Genomic DNA, 23,160 nt, shown 5'->3' with positions numbered 1-23,160 from the left:
AGTCGGGGCCGAGCTCGGGGCCGGGGCCGGTACCGGGATCGTGGACGGCATCACCGGCACCGCGCCGGCGGGCACCCAGATCGCCATGCCGACCGCCTTCTTCTGCTGGGTCGGGATGCCGACACCGACGCCGCCGTAGGAACTGCTGCCCCAGCTGCCGCCGCCGACCGACACGCCGCCGCCCGACGAGCCGGACGAGCCCACGCCCATCAGCACCACGCCGTTGGCGCCCAATGCCGCGGCCTCGGCCTTGAGCCGCGCCACCGCCGAATCGGTCTGGCCCTGGGTGCCAAAACCGATAGCGCTGCTGGATTCGATCTGGGCGATCTCCTGCGCACCGGCCGGGACCACGGTGTAGATCTGGACCTGCGCAGGATCGATCGGGGGCCGCGCCTGGCCGACCATCACCTTGGACGATCCGGCACAACCGGACAGAAGCAGTACGGCAGTCAACGCGGCGATCTGCAGGCGCATGGCGGTCCCCCGGGTGTTGGCGATATGGCCGCATCATCCTCCGCCGGGCGTGAATCGGCCACTAACCCGGCCCGGGCGCCGCGGCAAGGCGCTGAACGGCTCAGGCGGCCGGAGACCGGGGCGTATCATGGACGCCTGTTTTTCCTGGAGTCGACGATGAGCTTTCCCCACGTCCGCCTGCGGCGCATGCGCCGCGACGACTTTTCCCGCCGGCTCATGCGCGAGCACGTGCTGACCACGAACGACCTGATCTACCCGGTGTTCGTGCACGAGGCGGCCGGCCGCGCGCCGGTGCCGTCGATGCCGGGCGTGGAACGGCTGTCGATCGACGAACTGCTGCGCGTCGGCGAGCAGGCGCTGGAACTGGGCGTACCGGTGCTGGACCTGTTCGGCGTGCCCGATGCCGCGGCCAAGACCGCCGACGGCCGCATCGCCTGGGACGAAGGCGGGATCATCCCGCGCGCGATCCGCGCGCTGAAGTCGCGCTTCCCCGAGCTGGGCGTGATGACCGACCAGGCGCTGGATCCTTACACCACGCACGGCCAGGACGGACTGATCGACGAGACCGGCTACATCCTCAACGACGCCACCATCGAAGCGCTGGTGAAGCAGTCGCTGGCCCATGCCGCCGCGGGCGCGGACATCCTTTCGCCCAGCGACATGATGGACGGGCGCATCGGCGCGATCCGCGAAGCGCTGGAATCGGCCGGCTTCATCAACACCCGGATCATGTCGTACGCGGCCAAGTACGCCTCGGCTTTCTATGGCCCGTTCCGCAGCGCGGTCGGCAGCGCCGGCAACCTGGGCAAGGGCAACAAGTTCACCTACCAGATGGATCCGGCCAACGCCGACGAAGCGCTGCGCGAGGTCGAGCTGGACATCGCCGAGGGCGCGGACATGGTCATGGTCAAGCCGGGCCTGCCCTACCTGGACGTGATCCGCCGGGTGAAGGACGCGTTCGGCGTGCCGACCTTCGCCTACCAGGTGAGTGGCGAGTACGCGATGCTCAAGGCCGCCTCGGCCAACGGCTGGATCGACGAGAAGGCCTGCGCGATGGAAGCGCTGCTGGCGTTCAAGCGGGCAGGCGCCGACGGCGTGCTGACCTACTACGCGCTCGATGCGGCGCGCTGGCTGCGCGAGGGCTGAGCGCGCTCAGCCGCCCTGCCCGGCCAGGCACCCGTCCTGGCCGCGCACGGTCGGCAGCACGATCCGGTACAGGTCGGACTTGCCGGCCTTGGGCGAACGCGCCGTGCCGGTGACCGTGCCTTCGCCCGGGCGCGAGGGATCGGCGACGACCGCACGGGTGTAGCCGCCCTCGGTATTGAACGACAGCGTCCATGGCGTCGCGTTGGCGTACTGCCGGCCATCGCAGGTGGCCACGTATACGCGGGCGGTTCCGGCCTGCGCATCGCCGCGCGCGAACGCCAGCGCCCGCCCGCCATCGAGCCAGGCCGCATCGAATTCGTCGTGGCCGCTGTTCACCCCGGGCACGGGCCCCTGCAGGACCCATTCCGCACCCGAGCGGCGCGCGAGCTTGAGGTCGTAACCCCCCTGGCCCTGGCCGCCGTTGCTGGCGAACAGCAGCCACTGGCCGTCGGCGCCCGGCAGGGGCGAACCTTCGTCGGCATCGGTGTTGACCGCCGCGCCCAGCCACTCCGGCTGGCCGTAGCCGTCTTCGCGCACCGCCACGCGGTACAGGTCGCGCCCCCCGGCCCCACCGGCGCGGTCGGACACGAAGTACAGCCAACGCCCGTCGGCGCTGAAGGTCGGCTCGGCTTCCAACGCTGGCGTGTTGATCGCCAACGGCTGCGGATCGAGCCAGCGGCCGCCCTCGTTGCGGGCCTGCCACAGGTCGCCACCGCCGGCGCCACCGGCACGATCGCTGCCCCACACGATCCGCTTGCCGTCCGGCGCGACGCTGCCGCGCAGTTCGGCGTCGCGGGTGGACACGGTCCAGATGCCCTCGATGCCGTACTCGGCCAGCTGCGCCCAGGCCGGGCCGCAGAGTAGACTGGCGACGATGGCGACGCCCAGTGCACGCTTCATGGTGTTCGCTCCAGGCAGGTTCACTAACCCGCGGATTGATACCACGCCATGTCCATCGCCCGATACGCCGTCTTCGGCCATCCGATCGCACACTCGCTCTCGCCCCGCATCCACGCCGCTTTCGCCCGCCAGTGCGGCATCGCGCTGGAATACACCGCCATCGACGCGCCGCCGCAGGAGTTCGTGGCGGCGCTCGCACGCTTCGCCGGCGGCGGCGGACGCGGCGCCAACGTGACCCTGCCGCTGAAGGAAGCCGCGTTCGCGCTCTGCTCGCAGGTCAGCGACCGCGCGCGCCGGGCCGGCGCGGTCAACACGCTGACCCTCAACGATGGCCAGTGGCAGGGCGACAACACCGACGGTGCCGGCCTGGTCCGCGACCTCACCGGGCGCCACGCGCTGGACCTGCGCGCGCGACGCGCGTTGCTGATCGGCGCCGGCGGCGCGGCGCGCGGAGTCGCCCCGGCGCTGCTGGACGCGGGCATCGAGGAGCTGGTCGTGGTCAACCGCACGCCCGAGCGCGCCGATGCGCTGGCCGACGCCCTGGGCGAACCGGCCCGCGCGCACTCGCGCTACTGGCAGGACCTGCGCGAGCTCGGCGATTTCGAACTGATCGTCAACGCCACCTCCGCCGGCCGCGATGCGGATGCCACGTTCAGCGCACCCCTGTCGCTGGTCAACAGCCGCACCCTGGCCGTGGACCTGAACTACGGCGAGGTCGCGATCCCGTTCCTGGCCTGGGCCCGTTCGGCCGGATGCCACAACGTGGTCGATGGCCTGGGCATGCTGGTCGAACAGGCCGCCGAGGCCTTCGAGCAGTGGCACGGCGTGCGGCCGCAGACCGATGCGGTCTACGCCGCGCTGCGCGAACGCGATCCGGTGCTGGTCACCGCCGACTGAGCCGCGCCATCGCCGCAGCCTGAACCGTCCCGCAGCGGGGCGTGGATTCTTCGACTCCGTTCACTGCACTGCGCGGTGATGCGCGGTATATCAGCGCGTACGCAGCGACGGCCGTCCGTCGCCAACCGCCAACCGGAGCACCACCATGCATCGCGCCATCACGATTCCGTCCCTCGTCCTGGCCAGCCTGCTGGCCCTGCCGGCGCTCGCCGCGCCGCCGGAAGGCAAGGGGCACAAGAAGGACAAGGACGGCCACACGCACAGTTACAGCGAGCCCAGCGGCGTCCATGTCGACGCAGGCATCGGTGGCCTGGGGTCGATCTCCATCAGCACCGGTGACGCGCGGCGCATCGCCGAGCGCCACGGATACGTGGGCTATTCCGCCCTGCCTCCGGGCATCCGCAAGAACCTCGCGCGCGGCAAGCCGCTGCCGCCGGGCATCGCCAAGAAAATGGTGCCCGCTCCGATGCTGCGCGAGCTCCCGGTCTATTCCGGCCACGAATGGCGCGTCGCCGGCGACGACCTGATCCTCGTGTCGCTGGGCAACGGCCTCATCGTCGAGGTCATGGGCGACATCTTCCGCTGACCGGCGCCGGCCGCCGCCCCGGGAGGACCTTTCCGCCGGCGGCGGCACGCATCCGCGCTGCGCCGGGCTAGCATGGCGGCATGAAACCCCTGCCGATCCTGCTGCTGCTCACCTGCCTCTCCGCCACCACCGCCAGCACCTACGCCGCGGACACGCCGGCCGCGCGACCGCGCGCACGCGATGCCGGCATCGTCATCGGCACGCTGCCGACCGGTGCGCACAACGCGATCACCGACGTCGATGGCGTCGGCGTCGGCCATGCCACGCTGGCCCAGGGCACGCGCTTCAACACCGGCGTGACCGCGATCGTCCCGCATCGCGGCAACACCTACCTGGAACGGGTGCCGGCGGCGATCGTGGTCGGCAACGGCTTCGGCAAGCTGCTCGGGGTCACCCAGGTGCAGGAACTGGGCGAACTGGAATCACCGGTGCTGCTGACCGGCACGCTGGGCGTGTGGAAGGTGGCCGACGCATTGACCACGCACCTGCTCGCGCAGCCGGGCATGGCCCAGGTGCGCTCGATCAACCCGGTCGTCGGTGAGACCAACGACGGCTACCTCAGCGACATCCGTGCGCGACCGGTCGGGCCCGCGCAGGTCGAGCAGGCGCTCGCCCGGCTGTCGTATGCCGGAGTCGAGGAAGGCGCCGTCGGTGCGGGCGCCGGCACCGTCGCGTTCGGCTGGAAAGGCGGCATCGGCACCAGTTCGCGCCGGCTCGAGGCCACGCAGGGCGGGCATACCGTCGGCGTGCTGGTGCAGAGCAATTTCGGCGGCCACCTGACCGTGGCCGGCGTCCCGGTGTGGAAGTCGCTTCCGGATCCGGCGCAGGTGGCGCGCGCGCTGCAGCCGGCGCCCTCGACCGGCGACGGCAGCATCATGATCGTCATCGCCACCGACGCGCCGCTGGACCCGGCCGCGCTGCGCCGCCTGGCCAGCCGCGCGTTGACCGGCCTGGCCCGCACCGGCTCGGACATGTCCAATGGTTCGGGCGACTACGTCATCGCCTTCTCGACCGCGAAGCAGAACCGGCGTCGGCGCGATGTGGCCGTGCAGCCGGCCGCCAGCGTCGCCAACGACGCCATGACCCCGCTGTTCCAGGCCACTGCCGAAGCGACCGAGGAGGCGATCCTCAACTCGCTGCTGCGCGCCCACACCGTGCGCGGCCACCAGGGCACGGCCCCGGAGCTGCCGCTGGCGCCGCTGCTGCAGGCGCTGGACGCCGCCGGCGCGCGCACAGCCACGCCGTAGCAGGATGTCGCCAGGGGCGCATCCCTGGCTGGCGGGTCTGCATGCGGAACGCCGGCGCGGATCGCCCAGCCTCCATCCCGACGGCCGGAGCATGGCGCCCGGATCGCAGCGCCTGCGCCCTGGGCGCCCGGGTCGCCGCCCGGGATCGCAAGGCTCGCAGCCCTGCGCGCAAGGCTGGAAGCCCCGGGCGCGGCCCGTTTTGCCTTGCGCGCAAGGCTGCGGACGTTGCGCGCAAGGCTTTCGGGCTTGCGCGCAAGGCTCCGAGCCTTGCGATTGGCACGCTCCATGCCCAGGCGCGGCGTTTCCCGCCCCGATCGCAAGGCTTTCGGGCTTGCGCGCAAGCCTGGATGCCTTGCACGCAAGGCTTTGCGGCTTGCGCGCAAGGCAAAACGGGCCACAGCCGGAGCCCGCAGGCTTGCGCGCAAGGTGCCGGGCCTTGCACGCAAGGCTTCGAGGCTTGCGCGCAAGGCTATTTGCCTTGCGCGCGAGGCAGAAAGCCTTGCGATTGGCACGCTCCGTGCCCGGGCCTAGTGGTTTCCCGGCCAACGCGGGTCTTCCTGGTGCGCGCGCCGTGCAGCCGCGCCTCCGGAAGCCGAAGCCTGGCATCCGCGCTGCGCGGGTGGCGAGTGGATGCGATGGGCAGCCGACGCCGCTCATCGCGCCCCGCAGCAGCGCCCACCGGGCGGTACCGAACCGCGGCACTGACGGCGCGCGACTTCGCCATCGGTCGCGGCAAACCCCGTTGCCGATGGCGTGCGCATCGCGCGCCGGCATCGGCCCGGGAACAATCGGAATAGCCGGCGGCCTCCGCCACGACGGGCGTGCGGCTACGATCTGCGCATGAAACGCTTCCTGCTCGCCTGCCTGCTGCTCGCCGCGACCTTCGCCGCACCCGCCTTCGCCGAAGGCCAGTTCAAGGTGCTGGTGGTCGCCATTCCCAACCGCTACCACCACGACTACGCGGTGGTGGCCAAGCCGCAGTTCGAGCAGATGGCGCAGCGCCACGCTTTCGACATGGACTGGAGCTGGAACACCTCGCCGTTCGACGGCGACCTGTCGAAGTACGCCGCGATCGTCCTGCTCAACACGCCCGGCGACGAGCTCAAGGGTGCGCAGCGCACGGCGCTGGAGTCCTACGTGCGCGCCGGCGGTGGCGTGGTCGCCGTGCACCGCGCGCTGATCTTCAACCCGCCCGGCGAGTGGCCGTGGTTCGAGAAACTGGTCGGGCGCACGTTCCGCATCCATCCGATGGTGCAGACGGCGACCGTGCGCGTGGACGATCCGGCGTTTCCGGCCGCGTTCGGCCTGCCGGCGCGCTGGATCTGGACCGACGAGTGGTACGAGTTCGGCGAACCGCTGCTGCCGGGCCTGCGCACCGTGCTGTCGGTGGACGAACGCAGCTACGACCCGACCCGCATCTGGCCGGGGCAGACCGCGCGCGGCATGGGCGCCGATCATCCGGTGGCCTGGCACCACGCCTACGACGGCGGGCGCGTGTTCGCCACCGCATTGGGGCATACGCCCGCGCTGTACGAGGATCGCCTGTACCTGGAACACCTGTACGGCGGCCTGTGGTGGGCCGCGACCGGCAAGGGCATCGAAGCGGCCGCGCGCGACAGCCGCTGAGGACACCGGCCGGTGTTACACGCTCAGGCGCTGCGCGCGCCCTTGTAGACGGCGGCGTTGATGCACGAGAAGACGCTGACCACGAACCAGCCGAACGGCAGCAGCGAAAGCGTGATCAGCCAGGTCACCACGAACGCGATGCAGGCCACCGCGAACCACAGGATCGCCGAGAGCAGGCGGCCCTGGATCAGCTGGCCAAGCCCGGGCACGAAGAAGCTGCACAGTGCGGCAATCACGTTGCCGGTCGATCCCTGGGCCATCGCCATTCCCGCCATTTCGTGGATGTGGACCACAGGCTACAGCAGTCCGTCGCGCTTGACCGCCAGGTAGCGCTCGACCAGGGCCGCCGACAGGTCGGCCGGGGCCACGTCCAGGGTCATGACGCCGTGCTGGCGCAGCGCCTCGTGTGCGGCGGCGCGCTGCTGCAGGTAATGGGCGACCGCGCCGGCGGTCACCGCGCCATCCAGGTCCGCCACGTCCGCGTCCAGCGTCGCATCCAGCACCTGTTCGCGCAGGCTCGCCACGCAGACCAGGTGGCGGCGCTGCAGCAGGCGCACGGCCGCCAGCAGTTCCCCGCTGTCCTCGTCGCGGACGTTGGTCACCAGCATCACCAGCGCGCGCCGCGGCTGGCGCCGCGCCAGTTCGCCGGCCAGCGCCAGGTAGTCGGTGGCCACCGGCGCGGGCTGCAGGTCGTAGCTGGCGCGCAGCAGGGCATCCAGTCCGCCCATGCCGCGGTGCGGCGGCACCCAGCGGGCTTCGCCGCCGGCGGCCATCAGTCCCACCGCATCTCCCTGGCGCAGGCCCAGCCAGGCCACCACCAGCGCGGCGTTGAGCGCATGGTCGAAGTGGGTCAAGCCGCCTTCGCTGGCCAGCATCCGCCGGCCGGTGTCGACCACCAGCAGGACCTGCTGGTTGCGTTCTTCCTGGTATTCGCGCGAGACCAGCTTGCGCGCGCGCGCGGTCGCCTTCCAGTCGATCCGGCGCAGGCTGTCGCCAACGCGGTACTCGCGCATCTGCTGGAAGTCGGTGCCTTCGCCGCGGCGGCGGCGCACGTGCGCACCGACCACGCGCGAGGCCTGTTCGGCGCTGAGCAGGGCCAGCCGCGCCAGCGGCGCGAAGTCCGGATACACGCGCACCTGCCGCGGGTCGCCGGCCAGGCGCGACTGCGTCCACAAGCGCAAGGGCGAGTGCAGCCGCACCTGCGTGCCGGGGAACAGGTGCAGGCCACGCGCGGCGGCGGTGAGCCGGTAGCGCAATGACGTTTGCCGACCCGGCGCCACGCGCACGCGCTGCGGCATTCCATCCACCGGCCATCCCGACGGATGCAGGTCGAACACGTCCAGCCTTTGCCGGTGCGTGGCGATGATGCTCAACTCGACCTCGCGCCGATGGCCGACCGGCAAGGCCTCGGGCAGCAAGCGCTGCACCTCCGGCGTCGGCCGCGCGCGCAGCAGCAGCCCATCAAGCAGCGCGAACGCGACCAGTGCGGCGCCCGTTCCCCACCAGGCGACAGCCGGCACCTGGCCGGCGAGCACCGCGGCGCCGACCGCGGCCCATGCCGCCAGCAGCACCAGCAATGCCGGCGCCGGCCTCATCGACGCATCCGTGGTTGCGGGAACGGCGGGCGCGCCTGGTTCACTGCCGCGGCGCCTCGACCCGGGCCAGCAACGCCTGCAGCACGTCGTCCACCGACTGCCCGTCGATCTGCAGCTCCGGGGCCAGGGTGATGCGATGGCGCAGGGCGGGCAAGGCGATCGCGCGCACGTCGTCGGGCGTGGCGAAGTCGCGGCCGCCGAGCACGGCCTGCGCGCGCGCCGCGCGGACCAGGGCGATGCTGCCACGCGGACCTGCGCCCAGCGCGATACCCGGCGACTTGCGGGTGGCCGCCACGATCCGCACCGCGTAGTCGAGCACCGCCGGATCCACCGCGACCTGCGCGGTGCCCTGCTGCATCGCCAGCACTTCGCCGGCATCGAGCACGCGCCGCACCTGCGACAGGTCGAAGTCGCCGCCGCTGCGCCCACCGGTGGTGGCTTCAACGAGGCGCTTCTCGTCCTCCAGCTTCGGATAACCGATCAGCACCTTGAGCAGGAAGCGGTCCAGCTGCGCTTCCGGCAACGGATAGGTGCCCTCCTGCTCGACCGGGTTCTGCGTGGCCAGGGCCATGAACGGCGGCGCCAGCGCGAACGAACGGCCTTCGATCGTCACCTGGCCTTCCTGCATCACTTCCAGCAACGCCGACTGGGTCTTGGCCGGGGCGCGGTTGATCTCGTCAGCCAGCAGCAGGTGGGTGAACACCGGGCCGCGACGGATCTTGAAGCTTTCGGTCTTCGGGTCGTAGACCGCATGGCCGCTGATGTCGCTGGGCATCAGGTCCGGGGTGAACTGCACGCGTGCCCAGTCCAGCTCCAGTGCCTGGCCCAGCGCGCGCACCAGCAGGGTCTTGCCTAGCCCGGGCACCCCTTCGATCAGCACGTGGCCACCGGCCAGCAAGGCGACCAGCACCTGGTCCAGTGCCTCCTCCTGGCCGATGAAGGCCTTGCCCACTTCGGCGCGGATCGCCTCCACGCGCTCGCAGAGGGCTTGGCCGGTAATCGCATCTGCAGCGGTGTCGTTCATAGCCGGTTCCTCATCTGGATCAGGGTGCGCACGCGCGCGAAAAAGACATGGCGGTCCTGCACCCCTTGGCGGGTGAGGGCTTCGCGGACCAGGTAATGCGGCAGCTGCAGGCGCGCGGCGATCGCCTGCACGCGTGCCTCGCCGGCCAGGGCCGCACTGGCGGGGTCGCGCCGGCGCAGGCGGGCGAGGAAGGCCTCGCGCGTGGCGTCGTAGAGCAAGGGCGCCTGGCCACGCCGCAACAGCAGCGCGCCGCTGGCGCGCACGTGCTCGCGCAGCGAGCGGCGCGAGGCCACCGGCGACGGCAGCCACGGACCGAAGCGCTGCGCGCGACGCCACAGCCAGCCGGCCAGCAGCAGGGCCAGCGGCGACCAGAACATCCAGCCATCGCGCAGCAGGCGCCACCACAACGATTCGATGCGCGTGGCGTAGACCAGGTGCACGCTGCCGCGGCCGTAGTTGGGCGCCAGCAGCTGCCGGGCCAGGGCCTGGTGAGTCGGCTCGTCGAGCTGGTCGTTGCCGAAGATGTCGTAGTCGGTGGCCACATCCACGGTGCCGCGGCCGTGGGTGAGGCGGACGAAGGCATAGCCGGGTTCCGCATCGCCCCATGCGCGGCGCGGCGAGACGCCACTGCCCAGCTGCACGCGCCAGCCGTCGCAGAACTCCACGTGGGACTCCTCGCCGCGCACCTGCAGCTGCACGCACGCCGGCGGCAACAGGGCTTCCACGCCCAGCCGGCGCAGCAGTGGCGGGACTTCGGGTGCGCTGTCGGCGGCGTCATCGTCATCGTCAACGCCGGGGCCCGCCGGCAGCGGCGTGCGCAGCAGCAGGTGGCCACCGCTTGCGACCCAGCCCAGCAGCGCGTCCACTTCGGCGGCGCGCAGCCGCGCCGGGTCGCCGTCGAGCAGCACGGTGTCGCCCGGTGCGGATACGAACAGCGCCGGCTCCAGCCGTTGCCGTGTCTGTGCGGGCACCTTGTCCGCGCGCAGGCTCTCGCGCAGTGCGTACAGCGGGTTCCACGCCGCTTCGCCCTGCGGCGGAAGCGGCTGCTTGTGCTCGATCCGTTCGTGGGTGTGCAGGAACCACGCCACCAGCGCGGCGACCAGCGCGCATGCCGCAAGCGCGACCAACGCAGCGATCAGGCCCGTGCGTGCCCTGGGCTTCATCCGCGCCACGCCCATTGCGTCCGCGCCGCGTCCAGCAGGCTGTCGAACTCGCTCTCGGCGGGCAGGCGTCCGGCATAGGCGGCGTACTGCCACACCCGCACCACCTGCGCGAACAGTTCGCGCGCGGCAGGCAGCGGCAGCTTGCGTGACGCGCGCAGGCACTGGGCTTCGGTCGCACCGGGCGGAAGTTCGACCTGCGCGTCGCGGGCCATCGCCTCGACGCTGCCGCGGTAGACCAGGGCCAAGGCATCACGCGGATGGCCGGACTGCCAGAGGCGGCGCGCCGCCGCGGCGATGTCCTCGGGCGATGCCTCGGGCATGGCCAGCAGCGTGGCCGCCGCTGCCGGTGCTTCGGCGCGCTTGCGCCGTGCAGAGCCCCCCAGCCACGGCAGCCAGCGCGGCGCGGTCACCAGGACCAGCAATACCAGCACGGCGACCGCGATCCACAGCATCCATTCGCCGATGCGCGACAGCAGCGCGGCCAGGACGGACAGGTCCGGCGCGTCGCCGGTCCTTTCCCTGGGCGGCGACTTGAGGCGCCACTCCACCACGGTGCGTTCGCCGCCCAGCAGCGGATCGCGATAGGTGCGCGCGACCGCATCGCGAAAGCGCGCGTCATCGGCATGGTCCTGGCCGAACACCTGCTCCAGTGTTGCCGGCCTTGCGTCGTCTTCGCCCTGCTGCTGCGCTAGCACCTCCGCGGGCGACAGCAGCATGCATGCCAGCAGCAGGGCCAGTGGCGCGGCGGCCTGGGCGAGCAGGCGTTCGCGCAGGCGCCGGAACGCCAGCTCCACGTCCCAGGCTTCGGTTTCGGTACGCCGGTTGAGGTAGAGGCCGAAGCCGGCGGCCACGTAGAACGGTCCGACCACCGACACCGCCAGCCAGGCGACCCCGTTGAACGCCAGTTCCAGCCACGGTGGCGGTCCGGCGCGCAGCAGCATCCAGAACGAATTGAGCGAATCGGGCAGCAGCTCCGGCGGGACCGCCAGGAACACCGCCGCGACCACGCCCAGCGCCAGCGCCAGCTCGAAGTGCCAGCAGGTCCAGGTCAGCAGCGCCGCCTGCCCGTAGGCCGGGCCGCCGACCACGCGACGCCGCGCGCGGCGTTGCGCCGCGGCGGAGCCTTCGAGCAGGTCCACCGGCATCAGCAGGGAGCGCGCCGGCGACAAGCGGCGCCAGAGCAGGTGGGCCGGCATCGCACCGCGGCCGAAGCTCCACTGCGCGCGCAGGGTTTCGACGGTGCCCGGCGTGTGGCCGAACACGCCGCGCGAAAGCACGTACAGCGGGATCCGGTCGAACAGCGGCTTGAGCCACCACATCAGCAGCGCCGCCAGCCACACCCGGTCGAGCATCCACGCGGCGGCATTGAGCACGACCAGCACCGGCAGCGTCGCCAGCAACCACGGGCGCCACACCGCGCCGGCATGGCGACGCAGCAGGGCGGTACCCAGCTCCATCGCTTCCCACGACGAGCGCGGGCGCAGGGCCACGTCCAGGTCTTCAGGACGCATCGTCGCCCTCCGCGCTCGCGGCACCGCGGCCGCCACGCCACAACCAGCCCAGCACCAGCGTCCACATCGCGGCCGAGAACGCGTACTTGGCCCAGGCAGGGATCGAATGGGTGGACGACCAGAACGCCTCGACGAACGCCGCCAGCAGCAGCATCACCACCACGCCCAGGCATAGTCGTGCGCCGATGCGGCCCGCGCGGACCAGCGCATCGCGCCGCCGGTACCGGCCCGGCGCGATCAGGTCCAGGCCCAGGCGCAATCCGGCGCCGCCGGCGATGACGATCGCGGTCAGCTCCAGCGGCGCATGGCCGGCGACGAAGCGCCAGAACGTCTCGCCGTATCCGATCGCGTGCAGGTGCCCGGCCACCGCGCCGATGCTCACGCCGTTGAAGACCAGCACCAGGATCGTGCCGACGCCGGCGAGCAATCCGCCGGCAAAGGTGCGCAGGCCGATGCTGATGTTGTTCATCACGTAGTGGCCGAACATCTGCCAGTCGCTGCCGCTGTCGCGTCCGAGCGCCTGGCGCGGATCGGCCGGGTCGTACATCGCCTCCATCTGCGCGATCTGGCCCGGGTCGAGCACCTGGTGGACCAGCTCCGGGCGGAACTGCAGCAGCACGAACAGGGTGACCAAGGGCAACGCGAACAGCACCAGCGCGGCAGTCATGCAGCCGGCCTGGCTGCGCACCAGCTGCGGGAAGCCGGCGACCAGGAATTCGGCGGCCCGGTGCCAGCGCGGCGGTGGCGCCCGGTAGAGCACGGCATGGCCCTGCTGCATCAGCGCCTGCAAGCGCTGCAGCAGCGGCGTGCTGTAGCCGCGGCGCCGCGCCAGGGCCAGCTGCTGGCACAGCCGGCGATAGCGGGCCGGCACGTCGCCGTCGTCCAGCCCGATCGGCGCGGCTCTCGAGCGCGCCGTCACGCGCACGCCGCCGCAGGCTTTCAGCCACAATTCGAAGGCATCCCATTCGGCCTGGTGGCGGGCGACGAACTGCTCCTGCTTCATCGGCGCACCCCGCTTCGACCCGACATCAGCGCCGCCCCAGCAGCCAGTTGGCCATGCCGTACAGCCTGCGCACGCCCTCGCCCCCGGCGCTGCCGGTCAGCGGATACGCCAGCGCGGCGAGTTCGGCCTGGCGCCCGGCCGACAGCCGCGGCGCGCGTTCGCCGAAGGCGACGATCGCGGCCTGCTCGTCCGGCAGCAGCGCCTGCGCCGGGGCCAATGGCGTCGCCGGCGGCAGCTGCGGATCGAGCTGCCGCGGCAGCACGTGCACCACGACGGTGTCGGCGACCAGGTCACCGAGGCGGCGGCTGTGGCGGTCGTACAGGCAGCTGGCCAGCCCGGTCGCGTAGCCGAACGGCAGCATGTCCACCGCCCGCATGAGGTTGCGCACCACCGCGGGCAACCAGCCCACCGGCGCGCCGTCGCCGGCCACCACGCGCAAGCCGAGCGCGCGCTTGCCGGGCGTCTGCCCGTTCCAGGCCGCCTCCAGCACGATCGGGTAGGCCCAGAACACCAGGAACAGGCCGACGCTGTACAGGCCCTCGCCCAGGCCACCGAGCATGCCGAGCACCATCGCCAGCGCCAGCAGCACGCCCAGGCGCACGACCAGGTCCAGCAGCCAGGCCAGCGCGCGCGGCACCGGACCGGCGGCCGGCAGGTGCAGGGCCACGCCCTCCGGCGTCAGCACTTCGCGATAGGTATCGAGCATCCCCGCCGTCGGTGCATCCGCGGCGGCGCGCGACTGGCGTTCCTGCCAGGCAACCTCCCGTGGCGGCATGCGGTCCTCGTGGTCCTTCCCCGCACCGACTTTAGCGGCCGTGCCCGCGCTTGCCCAGCGCGTGCGGCGCCTGCAGCAGCGCAACCGCAGCCAGGAGGCTGGGCCTAGACTGCGCGCATGGATGCACGTTCCGACCACCGCCCGTTCGCCTGCCGCGCCGGCTGCGCTGCCTGCTGCACGGCTCCGTCGATCACCTCGCCGATACCGGGCATGCCCCATGGCAAACCCGCCGGCGTGCCCTGCGTGCAGCTGGACGACACGCTGCGCTGCCGCCTGTTCGGAAAACCCGAGCGGCCGCCGTTCTGCGCCTCGCTCAAGCCGGGCCCGGAGATGTGCGGGGCCAGCCGCACCGAGGCGATGACGATCCTGGCCGCGCTCGAAGCGGCGACCGCGCCTTGAGCGCCCGTCAGGCGCCGGCCATGCCCAGGTACTGGTCCTTCAACCGCACGTAGTGCGCCGCCGAGTAGTGCAGGCTCTCGATCTCGCGATCGGTCAGCTTGCGGGCAAAACGCGCCGGATTGCCCAGCCACAGCTCCGCCTCGCCGACGACCTTGCCCGGCCCGAGCACGGCGCCAGCGCCGAGGAACCCGTACTTGCGCACCGTGGCGCCATCGAGGATGCACGCACCCATGCCGATCAGGCACAGGTCCTCGATCGTGCAGGCGTGGATGATCGTGCCGTGGCCGATGGTCACGTCCGCGCCGATCAGGGTCGGATACCCGGCCTTGTTGAACGGGCTGTGGTGGCTGACGTGGACGATGGTGCCGTCCTGCACGTTGGTGCGTGCGCCGACGCGGATGTAGTTGACGTCGCCGCGCAGCACGCAGCCCGGCCAGACCGAGGCATCGTCGGCCAGTTCGACATCGCCGATGACGGTGGCGGCCGGATCGACATAGACGCGCTCGCCCAGGCGGGGAGCCTGGTCGAGGTAGGGGCGCAGCAAGGGGGGAAATCCGGTCATGGCCCATTGTATTGAATTCCCCTCCATACCTGGCCGTAGACTGCGGCGATGACGACGCCTGCCATCACTGCCGCCACCGCGGCCACCATCGCCGCGAACGCGACGATCACCGCCGCCAATGCCGCGATCGCCGCGGCCACAGCCAAGGCGGACTCCGCCGGGGAGGACCCCGGCAATGGCACGGCGCACGAAGCCGTGACCACCGTCGCCGCCCTGGCACCGACCCTGCACCGCCTGCGCGAAGCCTGGCAGGCGCAGCCGCCCGGGTATGCGCAGCGGCGCGCCGACCTGCTGCGGCTGCGTGCGGCCCTGAAGCGCCGACTGCCGGAAATGGCCCGCACCATCGCCGCCGATTTCGGCCACCGCTCGCACGATGAAAGCCTGCTTGCCGACGGCATGACCGTGCTGGCCGGCATCGACCACCTGCTGCGCCACCTGCGCGGCTGGATGAAGCCGCGCAACGTCGGTGCCGGCTGGCGCCTGTGGCCGGCGCGCGCGCAGCTGCGCCACGTGCCGCTGGGCGTGGTCGGGGTGATCGCGCCCTGGAACTACCCGGTGAACCTGGCGCTGATCCCGCTGGCCACCGCGATCGCCGCCGGCAACCACGTCTTCCTCAAGCCTTCCGAACATACGCCGCGGACCACGCGCTTCCTGCAGGAACTGCTGGCCGAGGTGTTCCCCGCCTCGCGCGTGGCGGTGGCCGACGGCGGGGCCGAACTGGCCGGCGCGTTCGCCGCGCTGCCCTTCGACCATCTGGTGTTCACCGGATCGACCGCGGTCGGACGCAAGGTCATGGCGGCCGCCGCGGCCAACCTCACCCCGCTGACCCTGGAACTGGGCGGCAAGTCGCCGGCGATCGTCTGCGCCGACTATCCGATCGAGCGTGCCGCGGCGCGGCTGGCCACTGGCAAGTGGTTCAACGCCGGCCAGACCTGCGTGGCCCCCGACTATGTACTGCTGGTCGGCCGCGCACGCCGCGATGCGCTGGTGCAGGCGCTGCGCACGGAAGTGGCGGCCCGTTACGGCGACCTGGGCGACGGCGCGCCGGATTACAGCCGTATCGTCAACGACGCGCAGTTCGACCGGCTGCAGGGCTGGCTCGACGAAGCGCGCGCGCGCGGCTGCGAGGTGCTGCCGCTGGCGCCCACGCATGGGCGGGCGCAGCGCCTGTTCGCGCCGGTCCTCGTGCTGGATCCACCGGATGACCTGGCGCTGATGCGCGAGGAGATCTTCGGCCCGATCCTGCCGCTGGTCTGCGTGGATTCGCTGGAGCAGGCGATCGCCTTCGTCAACGCGCGTTCGCGGCCGCTGGCGCTGTACCCCTTCAGCCACGAGCGCGGCCAGGTCGAGACGATCCTGCGCTCCACCCTGGCCGGCGGCGTCACCGTCAACGACACGCTGCTGCATTTCGCGGCCGAGAACCTGCCGTTCGGCGGCGTAGGTGCCAGCGGCATGGGCGCCTACCACGGCCGCGCCGGATTCGACGCGCTGTCCAAACCATTGCCGGTGCTGTGGCAGGCACGGCGCAGCGCGACCGACCTGCTGCATCCGCCGTATCCGCGCATCCGCCGGATGATCGACCTGCTGCTGCGTTGACCGGGGGCGCTGCGCCGGCGCGGGGCTATGCTATGCGGCCGTCACCCGGCGCACCGCTTCCCATGAAGACCGCCCGATGAAGATCGCCAGCTGGAACGTCAACTCGCTCAACGTGCGCCTGCCGCACCTGGAACAGTGGCTGCGCGCGTTCGGCCCGGACGTGGTCGGCCTGCAGGAAACCAAGCTCGAGGACCACAAGTTCCCGGACACGGCCCTGGCCGGGCTCGGCTACCGCAGCGTGTTCTCCGGCCAGAAGACCTACAACGGCGTGGCGATCCTTGCGCGCGAGGAGCCGCGCGACGTGCTGGTCGGCGTGCCCGGCTTCGAGCACGAGCACCGGCGCGCGATCAGCGCCACGATCGGTGGCACGCGCATCATCAACCTGTACGTGGTCAACGGCCAGGATGTCGGCACCGACAAGTACGAGCTCAAGCTGCAATGGCTGGCCGCGGTGCACGAATGGCTGCGCGAGGAAGCGCGCGCGCATCCGCACCTGGTGGTGCTGGGCGACTTCAACATCGCCCCCGACGAGCGCGACGTGCACGACCCGGCCGTGTGGAACGACACCCACATCCTGACCTCGGCCCCCGAGCGCGCCGCGCTGCGCGACCTGCTCGCGCTCGGCCTGCACGACGGCTATCGCCTGCTGCACGAGGAAGGCGGGCAATTCAGCTGGTGGGACTACCGGCAGGCCGCGTTCCGTCGCAACCTCGGCCTGCGCATCGACCTGACCTTGGTCTCGGAGGCGTTGCGCGCGCGCACGGTCGCGGCCGGCATCGATCGCGAACCGCGCACCTGGGAACGGCCGAGCGACCATGCGCCGGCATGGATCGAACTGGCGCCCTGAGTCGCGTGCTGCTCCGCAGCGACTGCCGGAAAGACGAAGGCCCGGCGATGGCCGGGCCCCGTCTCCTCGTCGCACGGCGCTTCCGGGGCGCGTCAGCGCACCCGGCCGCGGGTGAACAGATTCACGATCGCAAGCAGGATCACTGCACCGATGATCGAGAACAGGAAGGTACGGATGGTGATGGCTTCATTGATGCCGCCGCCGAAGATCCAGCCGGCCAGCAGCGCGCCGACGATGCCGACGATGATGTTCAACAGGATGCCCTGCTGTCCGTCGCGCCTCATGATCAGGCTGGCCAGCCAGCCGACGATGCCGCCCACGATCAACCAGATGATGATGCCCATGCTCTGTGTCTCCTCAGGTCCACGATTGTCACCCCCATACCCGGGGTGGGCCGGGCCATCAGACCCGCCATGGCGTGAAGCGGCCGTATACCTCGCGGCCGTCGCGCGACCCACCCGACGGGCACCATGAGCACGCCCGTGCGCTGGCAGTTCGGCCCGGTCCAGGTGCAGGCGTTGCCGCATGTGCCGGGGCTGCGCGGCGAACCCCAGGTCCGTGGACTGCTCGCCGGTTGGCTCGGCGAAACCGATGCCGCGACGATCCTGGCCCGCGATGCGTGGGGGCGGCCGCGCCTGCTGGCGCCCTACGAGGATCGCGATGCCGGCTGGAGCCACAGCGGCGAACGCCTGCTGCTGGCGATGGGCCGCGATATCACCCTGGGCGTGGACCTGGAGCGGTTGCGGCCACGACCGCGTGCATTGGAGCTGGCGGAACGCTACTTCGCCCCGGCTGAAGCCGCGCGCCTGCGCGCGACCGCACCGGCGCAGCGCGAAGCGACGTTCCTGCGCCTGTGGTGCGCCAAGGAGGCGCTGCTCAAGGCGCATGGACGTGGCCTGGCCTTCGGCCTGGACCGCCTGGAGTTCGGCATCGACGAAGACGGCGCGCCGGTGCGCCTGCTCGCCTGCGATCCGGCACTGGGCATCGCCGCGGAATGGCAGCTGCGCGAATGGACCCCCGAACCCGGCTACCACGCCGCAGTGGCCTGGTACCCGCGCGGCACATAGGCTGCGGTCGCCCCGGCGTTCCTGGAAACGGATCGCGGGCGAGGACGCACCATCGGCGATACTTTGCCCATGGACACTCCCTTCTCCCCCGCCCTGCGCCAGCGCCTGGACGACGGCCTGGCCACGCTCGACCTGGACCGCGCCCTGGCCAGGCCCCTGCTCGACTACCTGGCCCTGCTGCTGCGCTGGAACCGGACCTACAACCTCACCGCGATCCGCGATCCCGACGAGATGGTGGTGCGCCACCTGCTCGATTCGCTGGCCATGCACCCGTTCGTGCAGCCCGGCGCGCTGGCCGACCTGGGTACCGGGCCGGGGCTGCCCGGCATCCCGCTGGCGATCGTGCGCCCGGACCTGCAGGTGACCCTGGTCGAGAGCAACGGCAAGAAGGCGCGCTTCCTGCGCGAGGCCGTGCGCCAGCTCAAGCTGGGCAACGCGCGGGTGGCCGAATCACGCGCCGAGGCGGTCGCCGAACCGGGTGCCTATGCCCAGATCACCGCCCGCGCGCTCGATACCCTGGCCGGGATCCTCGAGGTCGGGGGCCACCTGCTCGCCCCGCACGGCCGCCTGCTGGCGATGAAAGGCGTGAACCCGGTCGAGGAAATCGCCGCGCTGCCGGCTGGCTGGACCTCGCTGGCAGTACACCCGCTCGCCGTGCCGGGACTGGACGCGGAGCGGCACCTGGTCGAGGTGGGCCGGGCGACTTGAAATACGCATAATGGCCCGTTCCGGACCCTCGGCGTCCCGCAACCAAGGCAGTTCCCGCATGGCTCGCATCATCGCCGTCGCCAACCAGAAGGGAGGCGTGGGCAAGACCACCACGGCGGTCAACCTGGCCGCCGCGCTGGCGCGTACTCCCAAGCGCGTGCTGCTGGTGGACCTGGATGCGCAGGGCAACGCGACCATGGGCAGCGGCGTGGACAAGCGCGAGCTGGAGGCATCGACCTGCGACGTGCTGCTGGGCGAGCGCGATGCGCGCTCCATCCTCCACACCACCGCCGAAGGTTTCGACCTGCTGCCGGGCAACATCGACCTGACCGCCGCCGAGATCCAGCTGATGGACGTCGACGGCCGCGAGCAGAAGCTGAAGATCGCGCTGGAACCGCTGCGCGGCGAGTACGACTTCATCATCATCGACTGCCCGCCGGCATTGTCGCTGCTGACCCTCAACGCGCTGACCGCGGCCGACTCGGTGATCGTGCCGATGCAGTGCGAGTACTACGCGCTGGAAGGCCTGAGCGCGCTGGTGGAAACCATCGAGGCGCTGCGCCAGCGCCTGAACCCGGGACTGGAGATCGAAGGGGTGCTGCGGACCATGTTCGACGTGCGCAACAACCTGGCCAATGCGGTGTCGGCCGAACTGACCGAACACTTCGGCGACCGCGTGTTCCGGACCATCGTGCCGCGCAACGTGCGCCTGGCCGAGGCGCCCAGCCATGGCCAGAGCATCGTCGGCTACGATGCCGCCTCGCGCGGCGGCGTCGCCTACCTGGGCCTGGCCGGCGAAGTGATCCGGCGCCAGCACGAACGCGAACGCGGCCTGCGCCCGGTGGAGGCCGCATGAGCACGGCGAAGAAGCGCGGCCTGGGCCGCGGCCTGGAAGCCCTGCTCGGCCCCAAGGGCGCGGCGGCCACCCCGCCCGAGCAGGCCGACCAGCCGCAGCCGGGCGACGTGATGCGCACCCTGCCGGTGGGCCAGCTGCAGCCGGGCAAGTACCAGCCGCGGCGCGACATGGACCCGGCCAAGCTCGAGGAGCTGTCGGCCTCGATCCAGGCGCAGGGCGTGATCCAGCCGATCGTCGTGCGCGAACTGGCACCCGGGCAGTACGAGATCGTCGCCGGCGAGCGCCGCTGGCGCGCCTCGCAACTGGCCGGCCTGAGCGAAGTGCCGGTGGTCCTGCGCGAGCTGGACGACCGCACCGTCATCGCCATGGCGCTGATCGAGAACATCCAGCGCGAAGACCTCAACCCGCTGGAAGAAGCGCAGGCGCTGCAGCGGCTGATCGACGAATTCTCGCTGACCCACGCCGAGGCCGCCGCCGCGGTCGGCCGTTCGCGCGCGGCGGTGTCCAACCTGCTGCGCCTGCTCGACCTGCCACCCGCGATACGCGCGCTGCTCGAGTCGCGCCGGCTGGAGATGGGCCACGCCCGCGCTCTGCTGACCCTGTCGCCGGAGCTGGCCAGCAAGCTGGCCTACGAGGCCGCCGAACACGGCTGGTCTGTGCGCGAGGTCGAACACCGCGCCCAGCAGTTCGCCGCCGGCAAGGTGCCGGCCAGCGGCAATGCCGCGCGCAAGGCCGCCACCGCGCGCGCGCAGCAGCCCGACATCGCCTCGCTGGAAACCGAACTGTCCGAGTCGCTCGGCGCCAAGGTCGCCATCGCCCACGGCAAGGGCGGCAAGGGCAAGCTGGTGATCCATTACGCCGACCTGGACTCGCTGGAAGGCGTGCTGGAGCGGCTGCGGGTCCGTCCGTCCTAGTATCGGGCCGCGGCCGGCGACGCATGCCGGCCAACGCGAGATGGCCCAGGCCGGTCGACGACGGCGTGCCGGGCGGCGATTCCCTGTTCACCCGGCGCTTGCGACAATGCCGCCAGCTGACACGGGCTCCCCCATGACCGTCCTCGTCACCGGCGCCGCCGGCTTCATCGGTGCCTACACCTGCCAGGCGCTGGCCGCTCGCGGCGAACGCGTCGTCGGCCTGGACAACTACAACGCCTATTACGACCCGGCGATCAAGCGCGACCGCGTAGCCGCGCTGTGCCCGGGCATCGACATCCGCGCGCTGGACCTGGTGGATCGCGACGGACTGGCCGCGCTGTTCGACGAGGTGAAGCCTGATCGCGTCGTCCACCTCGCCGCGCAGGCCGGCGTGCGCTACTCCCTGCAGAATCCGCACGCCTATGTCGCCAGCAACCTTGATGGCTTCGTCAATATGCTCGAGTTGTGCCGGCATCGCGGCATCGGCCACCTGGTCTACGCCTCGAGCAGCTCGGTGTATGGCGACTCGGCGACGCCACCGTTCTCCGAAGACCAGCGCATCGACAAGCCGCGCTCGCTGTACGCCGCGACCAAGGCCGCCAACGAACTGATGGCCTACACCTACGCCCAGCTGTACGAGCTGCCCGCGACCGGCCTGCGCTTCTTCACCGTGTACGGCCCGTGGGGCCGCCCGGACATGGCGCCGCTGCTGTTCGCGCGCGCGGTGCTGGCCGGGCGCGAGATCGAGGTGTTCAACCAGGGCCGCATGCGCCGCGATTTCACACATGTTTCCGACATCGTGTCCGGCATCCTCGGCGCGCTCGACCATCCGCCGGCCGGGACGGTGCCGCACCGGGTCTTCAACCTGGGCAACCACACCCCGGTCGAACTCGAGCATTTCATCGCGGTCATCGAGCAGGCCGCCGGCCAGCCGGCGCGCAGGCAGTACCGGCCGATGCAGCCGGGCGACATGGTCGAGACCATGGCCGATACCGCGCGGGCGAAGGCGGCGTTCGGCTTCGAGCCGCACACCCCGATCGAAACCGGACTGCCGCCGGTGGTGCACTGGTGCCGCGACTATTTCGGGGACGCGGCCTGACCCCCTGATTCCCACCTTGCGAACGACGCCATGATCCCACCCGAGCTTTCCGTCGTCGTCCCGGTCTTCAACGAACGCGACAACATTCCCCCGCTGGTCGGCGAGATCGTCGCCGCGCTGCGTGGCCGCACGCCGTTCGAGATCGTCTACGTCGACGACCAGTCGCGCGACGACTCGCTGGCGGTCCTGCAATCGCTCAAGGCGCAGGTGCCGGAACTGCGCGTGCTGCGCCACGTGACCCAGAGCGGGCAGAGCACCGCGGTGCGCAACGGGGTCAAGGCGGCGCGCGGGGCGTGGATCGCCACCCTCGACGGCGACGGCCAGAACGACCCGGCCGACATCCCGAAGCTGCTGGCCGCGCGCGATGCGGCCGCACCGGAGGTGAAGCTGTTCGCCGGCTGGCGCGTGGACCGGCGCGACTCCGGTTCCAAGCGCTGGGCCAGCCGCTGGGCCAACGCGATCCGCGCCCGGATGCTGCGCGACGACACCCCCGATACCGGCTGCGGGATCAAGCTGTTCGAGCGCGCCGTGTTCCTCGACCTGCCCTACTTCGACCACATGCACCGCTACCTGCCGGCGCTGGTCCAGCGCGCGGGCTGGAAGACGGTCAGCGTGCCGGTCGCGCACCGGCCACGCACCGCGGGCGTGTCCAAGTACAACAACCTGGACCGCGCGCTGGTCGGCATCCGCGACCTGCGCGGGGTGGCCTGGCTGATCACCCGCAGCCGCCGGACGGCGGTCGAGGAGCGCTGAGATGGAATTCTTCGAGCTCAACCGGCAGCTGGAATGGCTGGCCTGGACCGGCCTGCATGTCACCGGCTGGAAACTCATCGGCTATACCGGCGCGCTGATGTTCGGTGGCCGCTGGCTGGTCCAGTTCGTGGCCACGCGCCGCGCCGGCAGGCCGGTGATCCCGCGCCTGTTCTGGTACATGAGCGTGCTCGGCAGCCTGATGACGCTGAGCTACTTCCTGTTCTCGGCCAAGCAGGATTCGGTGGGCGTGCTGCAGAACCTGTTCCCGACCTTCGTCGCGCTCTACAACCTGGTGCTGGACATCCGCCACCGCGGCTGGCGACGCGACCGGGCCACGCACTGACGACGTTCGGCGCGGCGCCGCGACCGTCGTCACGGGCCGACCCGACTTCCGGGACATGGACCGGGCGCG

The 23,160-nt window shown here is 71.4% G+C and carries 26 protein-coding genes; 15 read left to right on the top strand and 11 right to left on the bottom strand.

Annotation, left to right across the window (positions count from 1 at the left end):
• On the bottom strand, positions 1 to 474 hold a 474-nt coding region (locus tag CSC65_RS09985; RefSeq protein ID WP_238390343.1), incomplete at its 3' end, for a hypothetical protein.
• Between the two features lie 156 nt (positions 475 to 630).
• Here CSC65_RS09985 and hemB point away from each other — a divergent pair.
• Positions 631 to 1,620 (top strand): porphobilinogen synthase, encoded by a 990-nt coding sequence (gene hemB, locus CSC65_RS09980; RefSeq protein WP_162410418.1) that lies wholly within the window; start codon positions 631 to 633, stop codon positions 1,618 to 1,620.
• A 6-nt stretch (positions 1,621 to 1,626) separates the two neighbouring features.
• Here hemB and CSC65_RS09975 read toward each other — a convergent pair whose 3' ends face one another.
• Entirely contained in the window at positions 1,627 to 2,520 is an 894-nt protein-coding gene (locus CSC65_RS09975; RefSeq protein WP_162410417.1) for a TolB family protein, read from the bottom strand.
• A 48-nt stretch (positions 2,521 to 2,568) separates the two neighbouring features.
• On the opposite strand from CSC65_RS09975, the gene aroE reads away from it, so the two are divergent.
• The 4 genes from aroE (at position 2,569) to CSC65_RS09955 (ending at position 6,876) form a co-directional block, all read left to right on the top strand.
• The gene (gene aroE / locus CSC65_RS09970) at positions 2,569 to 3,417 is read left to right on the top strand and encodes a shikimate dehydrogenase (protein WP_162410416.1); all 849 of its coding nucleotides are present in this window, start codon (positions 2,569 to 2,571) and stop codon (positions 3,415 to 3,417) included.
• 145 nt (positions 3,418 to 3,562) lie between these two features.
• Positions 3,563 to 4,003 carry an anti-virulence regulator CigR family protein gene (locus CSC65_RS09965; protein ID WP_162410415.1) on the top strand — a complete coding sequence of 147 codons (441 nt, stop codon included), beginning with the start codon at positions 3,563 to 3,565 and terminating at the stop codon, positions 4,001 to 4,003.
• Between the two features lie 80 nt (positions 4,004 to 4,083).
• Positions 4,084 to 5,250, top strand: a complete 1,167-nt coding sequence (locus tag CSC65_RS09960) for a P1 family peptidase (protein WP_162410414.1) — start codon at positions 4,084 to 4,086, stop codon at positions 5,248 to 5,250.
• Between the two features lie 840 nt (positions 5,251 to 6,090).
• On the top strand, positions 6,091 to 6,876 hold the full coding sequence (locus CSC65_RS09955) for a ThuA domain-containing protein (RefSeq protein WP_162410413.1): 786 nt from the start codon (positions 6,091 to 6,093) through the stop codon (positions 6,874 to 6,876).
• Positions 6,877 to 6,899: 23 nt separating this feature from the next.
• On the opposite strand, the gene CSC65_RS09950 is transcribed toward CSC65_RS09955, so the two are convergent.
• Genes CSC65_RS09950 through CSC65_RS09920 form a run of 7 tightly spaced genes read right to left on the bottom strand, consistent with a single transcriptional unit; the run spans position 6,900 to position 13,878 of the window.
• Positions 6,900 to 7,136, bottom strand: coding sequence for a hypothetical protein (locus tag CSC65_RS09950; protein WP_241954296.1), 237 nt, complete (start codon positions 7,134 to 7,136; stop codon positions 6,900 to 6,902).
• A gap of 36 nt (positions 7,137 to 7,172) precedes the next feature.
• Positions 7,173 to 8,471 (bottom strand): DUF58 domain-containing protein, encoded by a 1,299-nt coding sequence (locus tag CSC65_RS09945; RefSeq protein ID WP_162410411.1) that lies wholly within the window; start codon positions 8,469 to 8,471, stop codon positions 7,173 to 7,175.
• Between the two features lie 40 nt (positions 8,472 to 8,511).
• Positions 8,512 to 9,495: an AAA family ATPase gene (locus tag CSC65_RS09940; RefSeq protein WP_162410410.1), complete on the bottom strand. Its 984-nt coding sequence runs from the start codon at positions 9,493 to 9,495 to the stop codon at positions 8,512 to 8,514.
• Positions 9,492 to 10,658 (bottom strand): DUF4350 domain-containing protein, encoded by a 1,167-nt coding sequence (locus CSC65_RS09935; RefSeq protein WP_162410409.1) that lies wholly within the window; start codon positions 10,656 to 10,658, stop codon positions 9,492 to 9,494. Before CSC65_RS09935 ends, CSC65_RS09940 begins: the two co-directional genes overlap by 4 nt.
• Positions 10,655 to 12,169, bottom strand: coding sequence for a DUF4129 domain-containing protein (locus CSC65_RS09930; RefSeq protein ID WP_162410408.1), 1,515 nt, complete (start codon positions 12,167 to 12,169; stop codon positions 10,655 to 10,657). The genes CSC65_RS09935 and CSC65_RS09930 overlap by 4 nt, the downstream gene beginning before the upstream one ends.
• On the bottom strand, positions 12,159 to 13,172 hold the full coding sequence (locus CSC65_RS09925) for a stage II sporulation protein M (protein ID WP_162410407.1): 1,014 nt from the start codon (positions 13,170 to 13,172) through the stop codon (positions 12,159 to 12,161). Before CSC65_RS09925 ends, CSC65_RS09930 begins: the two co-directional genes overlap by 11 nt.
• Before the next feature lie 25 nt (positions 13,173 to 13,197).
• Entirely contained in the window at positions 13,198 to 13,878 is a 681-nt protein-coding gene (locus CSC65_RS09920) for an RDD family protein (protein WP_162410428.1), read from the bottom strand.
• A gap of 186 nt (positions 13,879 to 14,064) precedes the next feature.
• On the opposite strand from CSC65_RS09920, the gene CSC65_RS09915 reads away from it, so the two are divergent.
• Positions 14,065 to 14,346, top strand: a complete 282-nt coding sequence (locus CSC65_RS09915; RefSeq protein ID WP_162410406.1) for a YkgJ family cysteine cluster protein — start codon at positions 14,065 to 14,067, stop codon at positions 14,344 to 14,346.
• Positions 14,347 to 14,353: 7 nt separating this feature from the next.
• On the opposite strand, the gene CSC65_RS09910 is transcribed toward CSC65_RS09915, so the two are convergent.
• Complete coding sequence (locus tag CSC65_RS09910; RefSeq protein WP_162410405.1) at positions 14,354 to 14,908, bottom strand: gamma carbonic anhydrase family protein; 555 nt, start codon at positions 14,906 to 14,908, stop codon at positions 14,354 to 14,356.
• Between the two features lie 48 nt (positions 14,909 to 14,956).
• Between CSC65_RS09910 and CSC65_RS09905 the strand changes: the two genes are divergently transcribed.
• Together CSC65_RS09905 and xth are read left to right on the top strand one after the other, a co-directional pair.
• Positions 14,957 to 16,504, top strand: a complete 1,548-nt coding sequence (locus tag CSC65_RS09905) for a coniferyl aldehyde dehydrogenase (protein WP_162410404.1) — start codon at positions 14,957 to 14,959, stop codon at positions 16,502 to 16,504.
• Positions 16,505 to 16,580: 76 nt separating this feature from the next.
• Complete coding sequence (gene xth / locus CSC65_RS09900; RefSeq protein ID WP_162410403.1) at positions 16,581 to 17,351, top strand: exodeoxyribonuclease III; 771 nt, start codon at positions 16,581 to 16,583, stop codon at positions 17,349 to 17,351.
• Positions 17,352 to 17,443: 92 nt separating this feature from the next.
• Here the strand turns inward: xth and CSC65_RS09895 are convergent, their stop codons facing one another.
• On the bottom strand, positions 17,444 to 17,695 hold the full coding sequence (locus CSC65_RS09895) for a GlsB/YeaQ/YmgE family stress response membrane protein (protein WP_162410402.1): 252 nt from the start codon (positions 17,693 to 17,695) through the stop codon (positions 17,444 to 17,446).
• A gap of 126 nt (positions 17,696 to 17,821) precedes the next feature.
• Between CSC65_RS09895 and CSC65_RS09890 the strand changes: the two genes are divergently transcribed.
• The 7 genes from CSC65_RS09890 (at position 17,822) to CSC65_RS09860 (ending at position 23,091) form a co-directional block, all read left to right on the top strand.
• Positions 17,822 to 18,418: a 4'-phosphopantetheinyl transferase family protein gene (locus tag CSC65_RS09890; RefSeq protein WP_162410401.1), complete on the top strand. Its 597-nt coding sequence runs from the start codon at positions 17,822 to 17,824 to the stop codon at positions 18,416 to 18,418.
• A 69-nt stretch (positions 18,419 to 18,487) separates the two neighbouring features.
• Complete coding sequence (gene rsmG / locus CSC65_RS09885) at positions 18,488 to 19,126, top strand: 16S rRNA (guanine(527)-N(7))-methyltransferase RsmG (protein WP_162410400.1); 639 nt, start codon at positions 18,488 to 18,490, stop codon at positions 19,124 to 19,126.
• Between the two features lie 58 nt (positions 19,127 to 19,184).
• The gene (locus CSC65_RS09880; protein ID WP_162410399.1) at positions 19,185 to 19,982 is read left to right on the top strand and encodes a ParA family protein; all 798 of its coding nucleotides are present in this window, start codon (positions 19,185 to 19,187) and stop codon (positions 19,980 to 19,982) included.
• A complete protein-coding gene (locus CSC65_RS09875) occupies positions 19,979 to 20,896 on the top strand; it encodes a ParB/RepB/Spo0J family partition protein (protein ID WP_162410398.1) in 918 nt (305 codons plus the stop codon). The genes CSC65_RS09880 and CSC65_RS09875 overlap by 4 nt, the downstream gene beginning before the upstream one ends.
• A gap of 133 nt (positions 20,897 to 21,029) precedes the next feature.
• On the top strand, positions 21,030 to 21,995 hold the full coding sequence (locus CSC65_RS09870; protein ID WP_162410397.1) for an NAD-dependent epimerase/dehydratase family protein: 966 nt from the start codon (positions 21,030 to 21,032) through the stop codon (positions 21,993 to 21,995).
• Positions 21,996 to 22,025: 30 nt separating this feature from the next.
• The gene (locus CSC65_RS09865) at positions 22,026 to 22,748 is read left to right on the top strand and encodes a glycosyltransferase family 2 protein (RefSeq protein WP_162410396.1); all 723 of its coding nucleotides are present in this window, start codon (positions 22,026 to 22,028) and stop codon (positions 22,746 to 22,748) included.
• A gap of 1 nt (position 22,749) precedes the next feature.
• On the top strand, positions 22,750 to 23,091 hold the full coding sequence (locus tag CSC65_RS09860) for a lipid-A-disaccharide synthase N-terminal domain-containing protein (RefSeq protein WP_162410395.1): 342 nt from the start codon (positions 22,750 to 22,752) through the stop codon (positions 23,089 to 23,091).
• Positions 23,092 to 23,160: the final 69 nt, after the last annotated feature.

It is taken from the genome of Pseudoxanthomonas daejeonensis, from assembly GCF_010093205.1.
In the GTDB taxonomy this organism is placed as follows: domain Bacteria; phylum Pseudomonadota; class Gammaproteobacteria; order Xanthomonadales; family Xanthomonadaceae; genus Pseudoxanthomonas; species Pseudoxanthomonas daejeonensis.
Note: the sequence above shows the minus strand (reverse complement) of the source record. Positions and strands in the feature narration are given on the sequence as shown.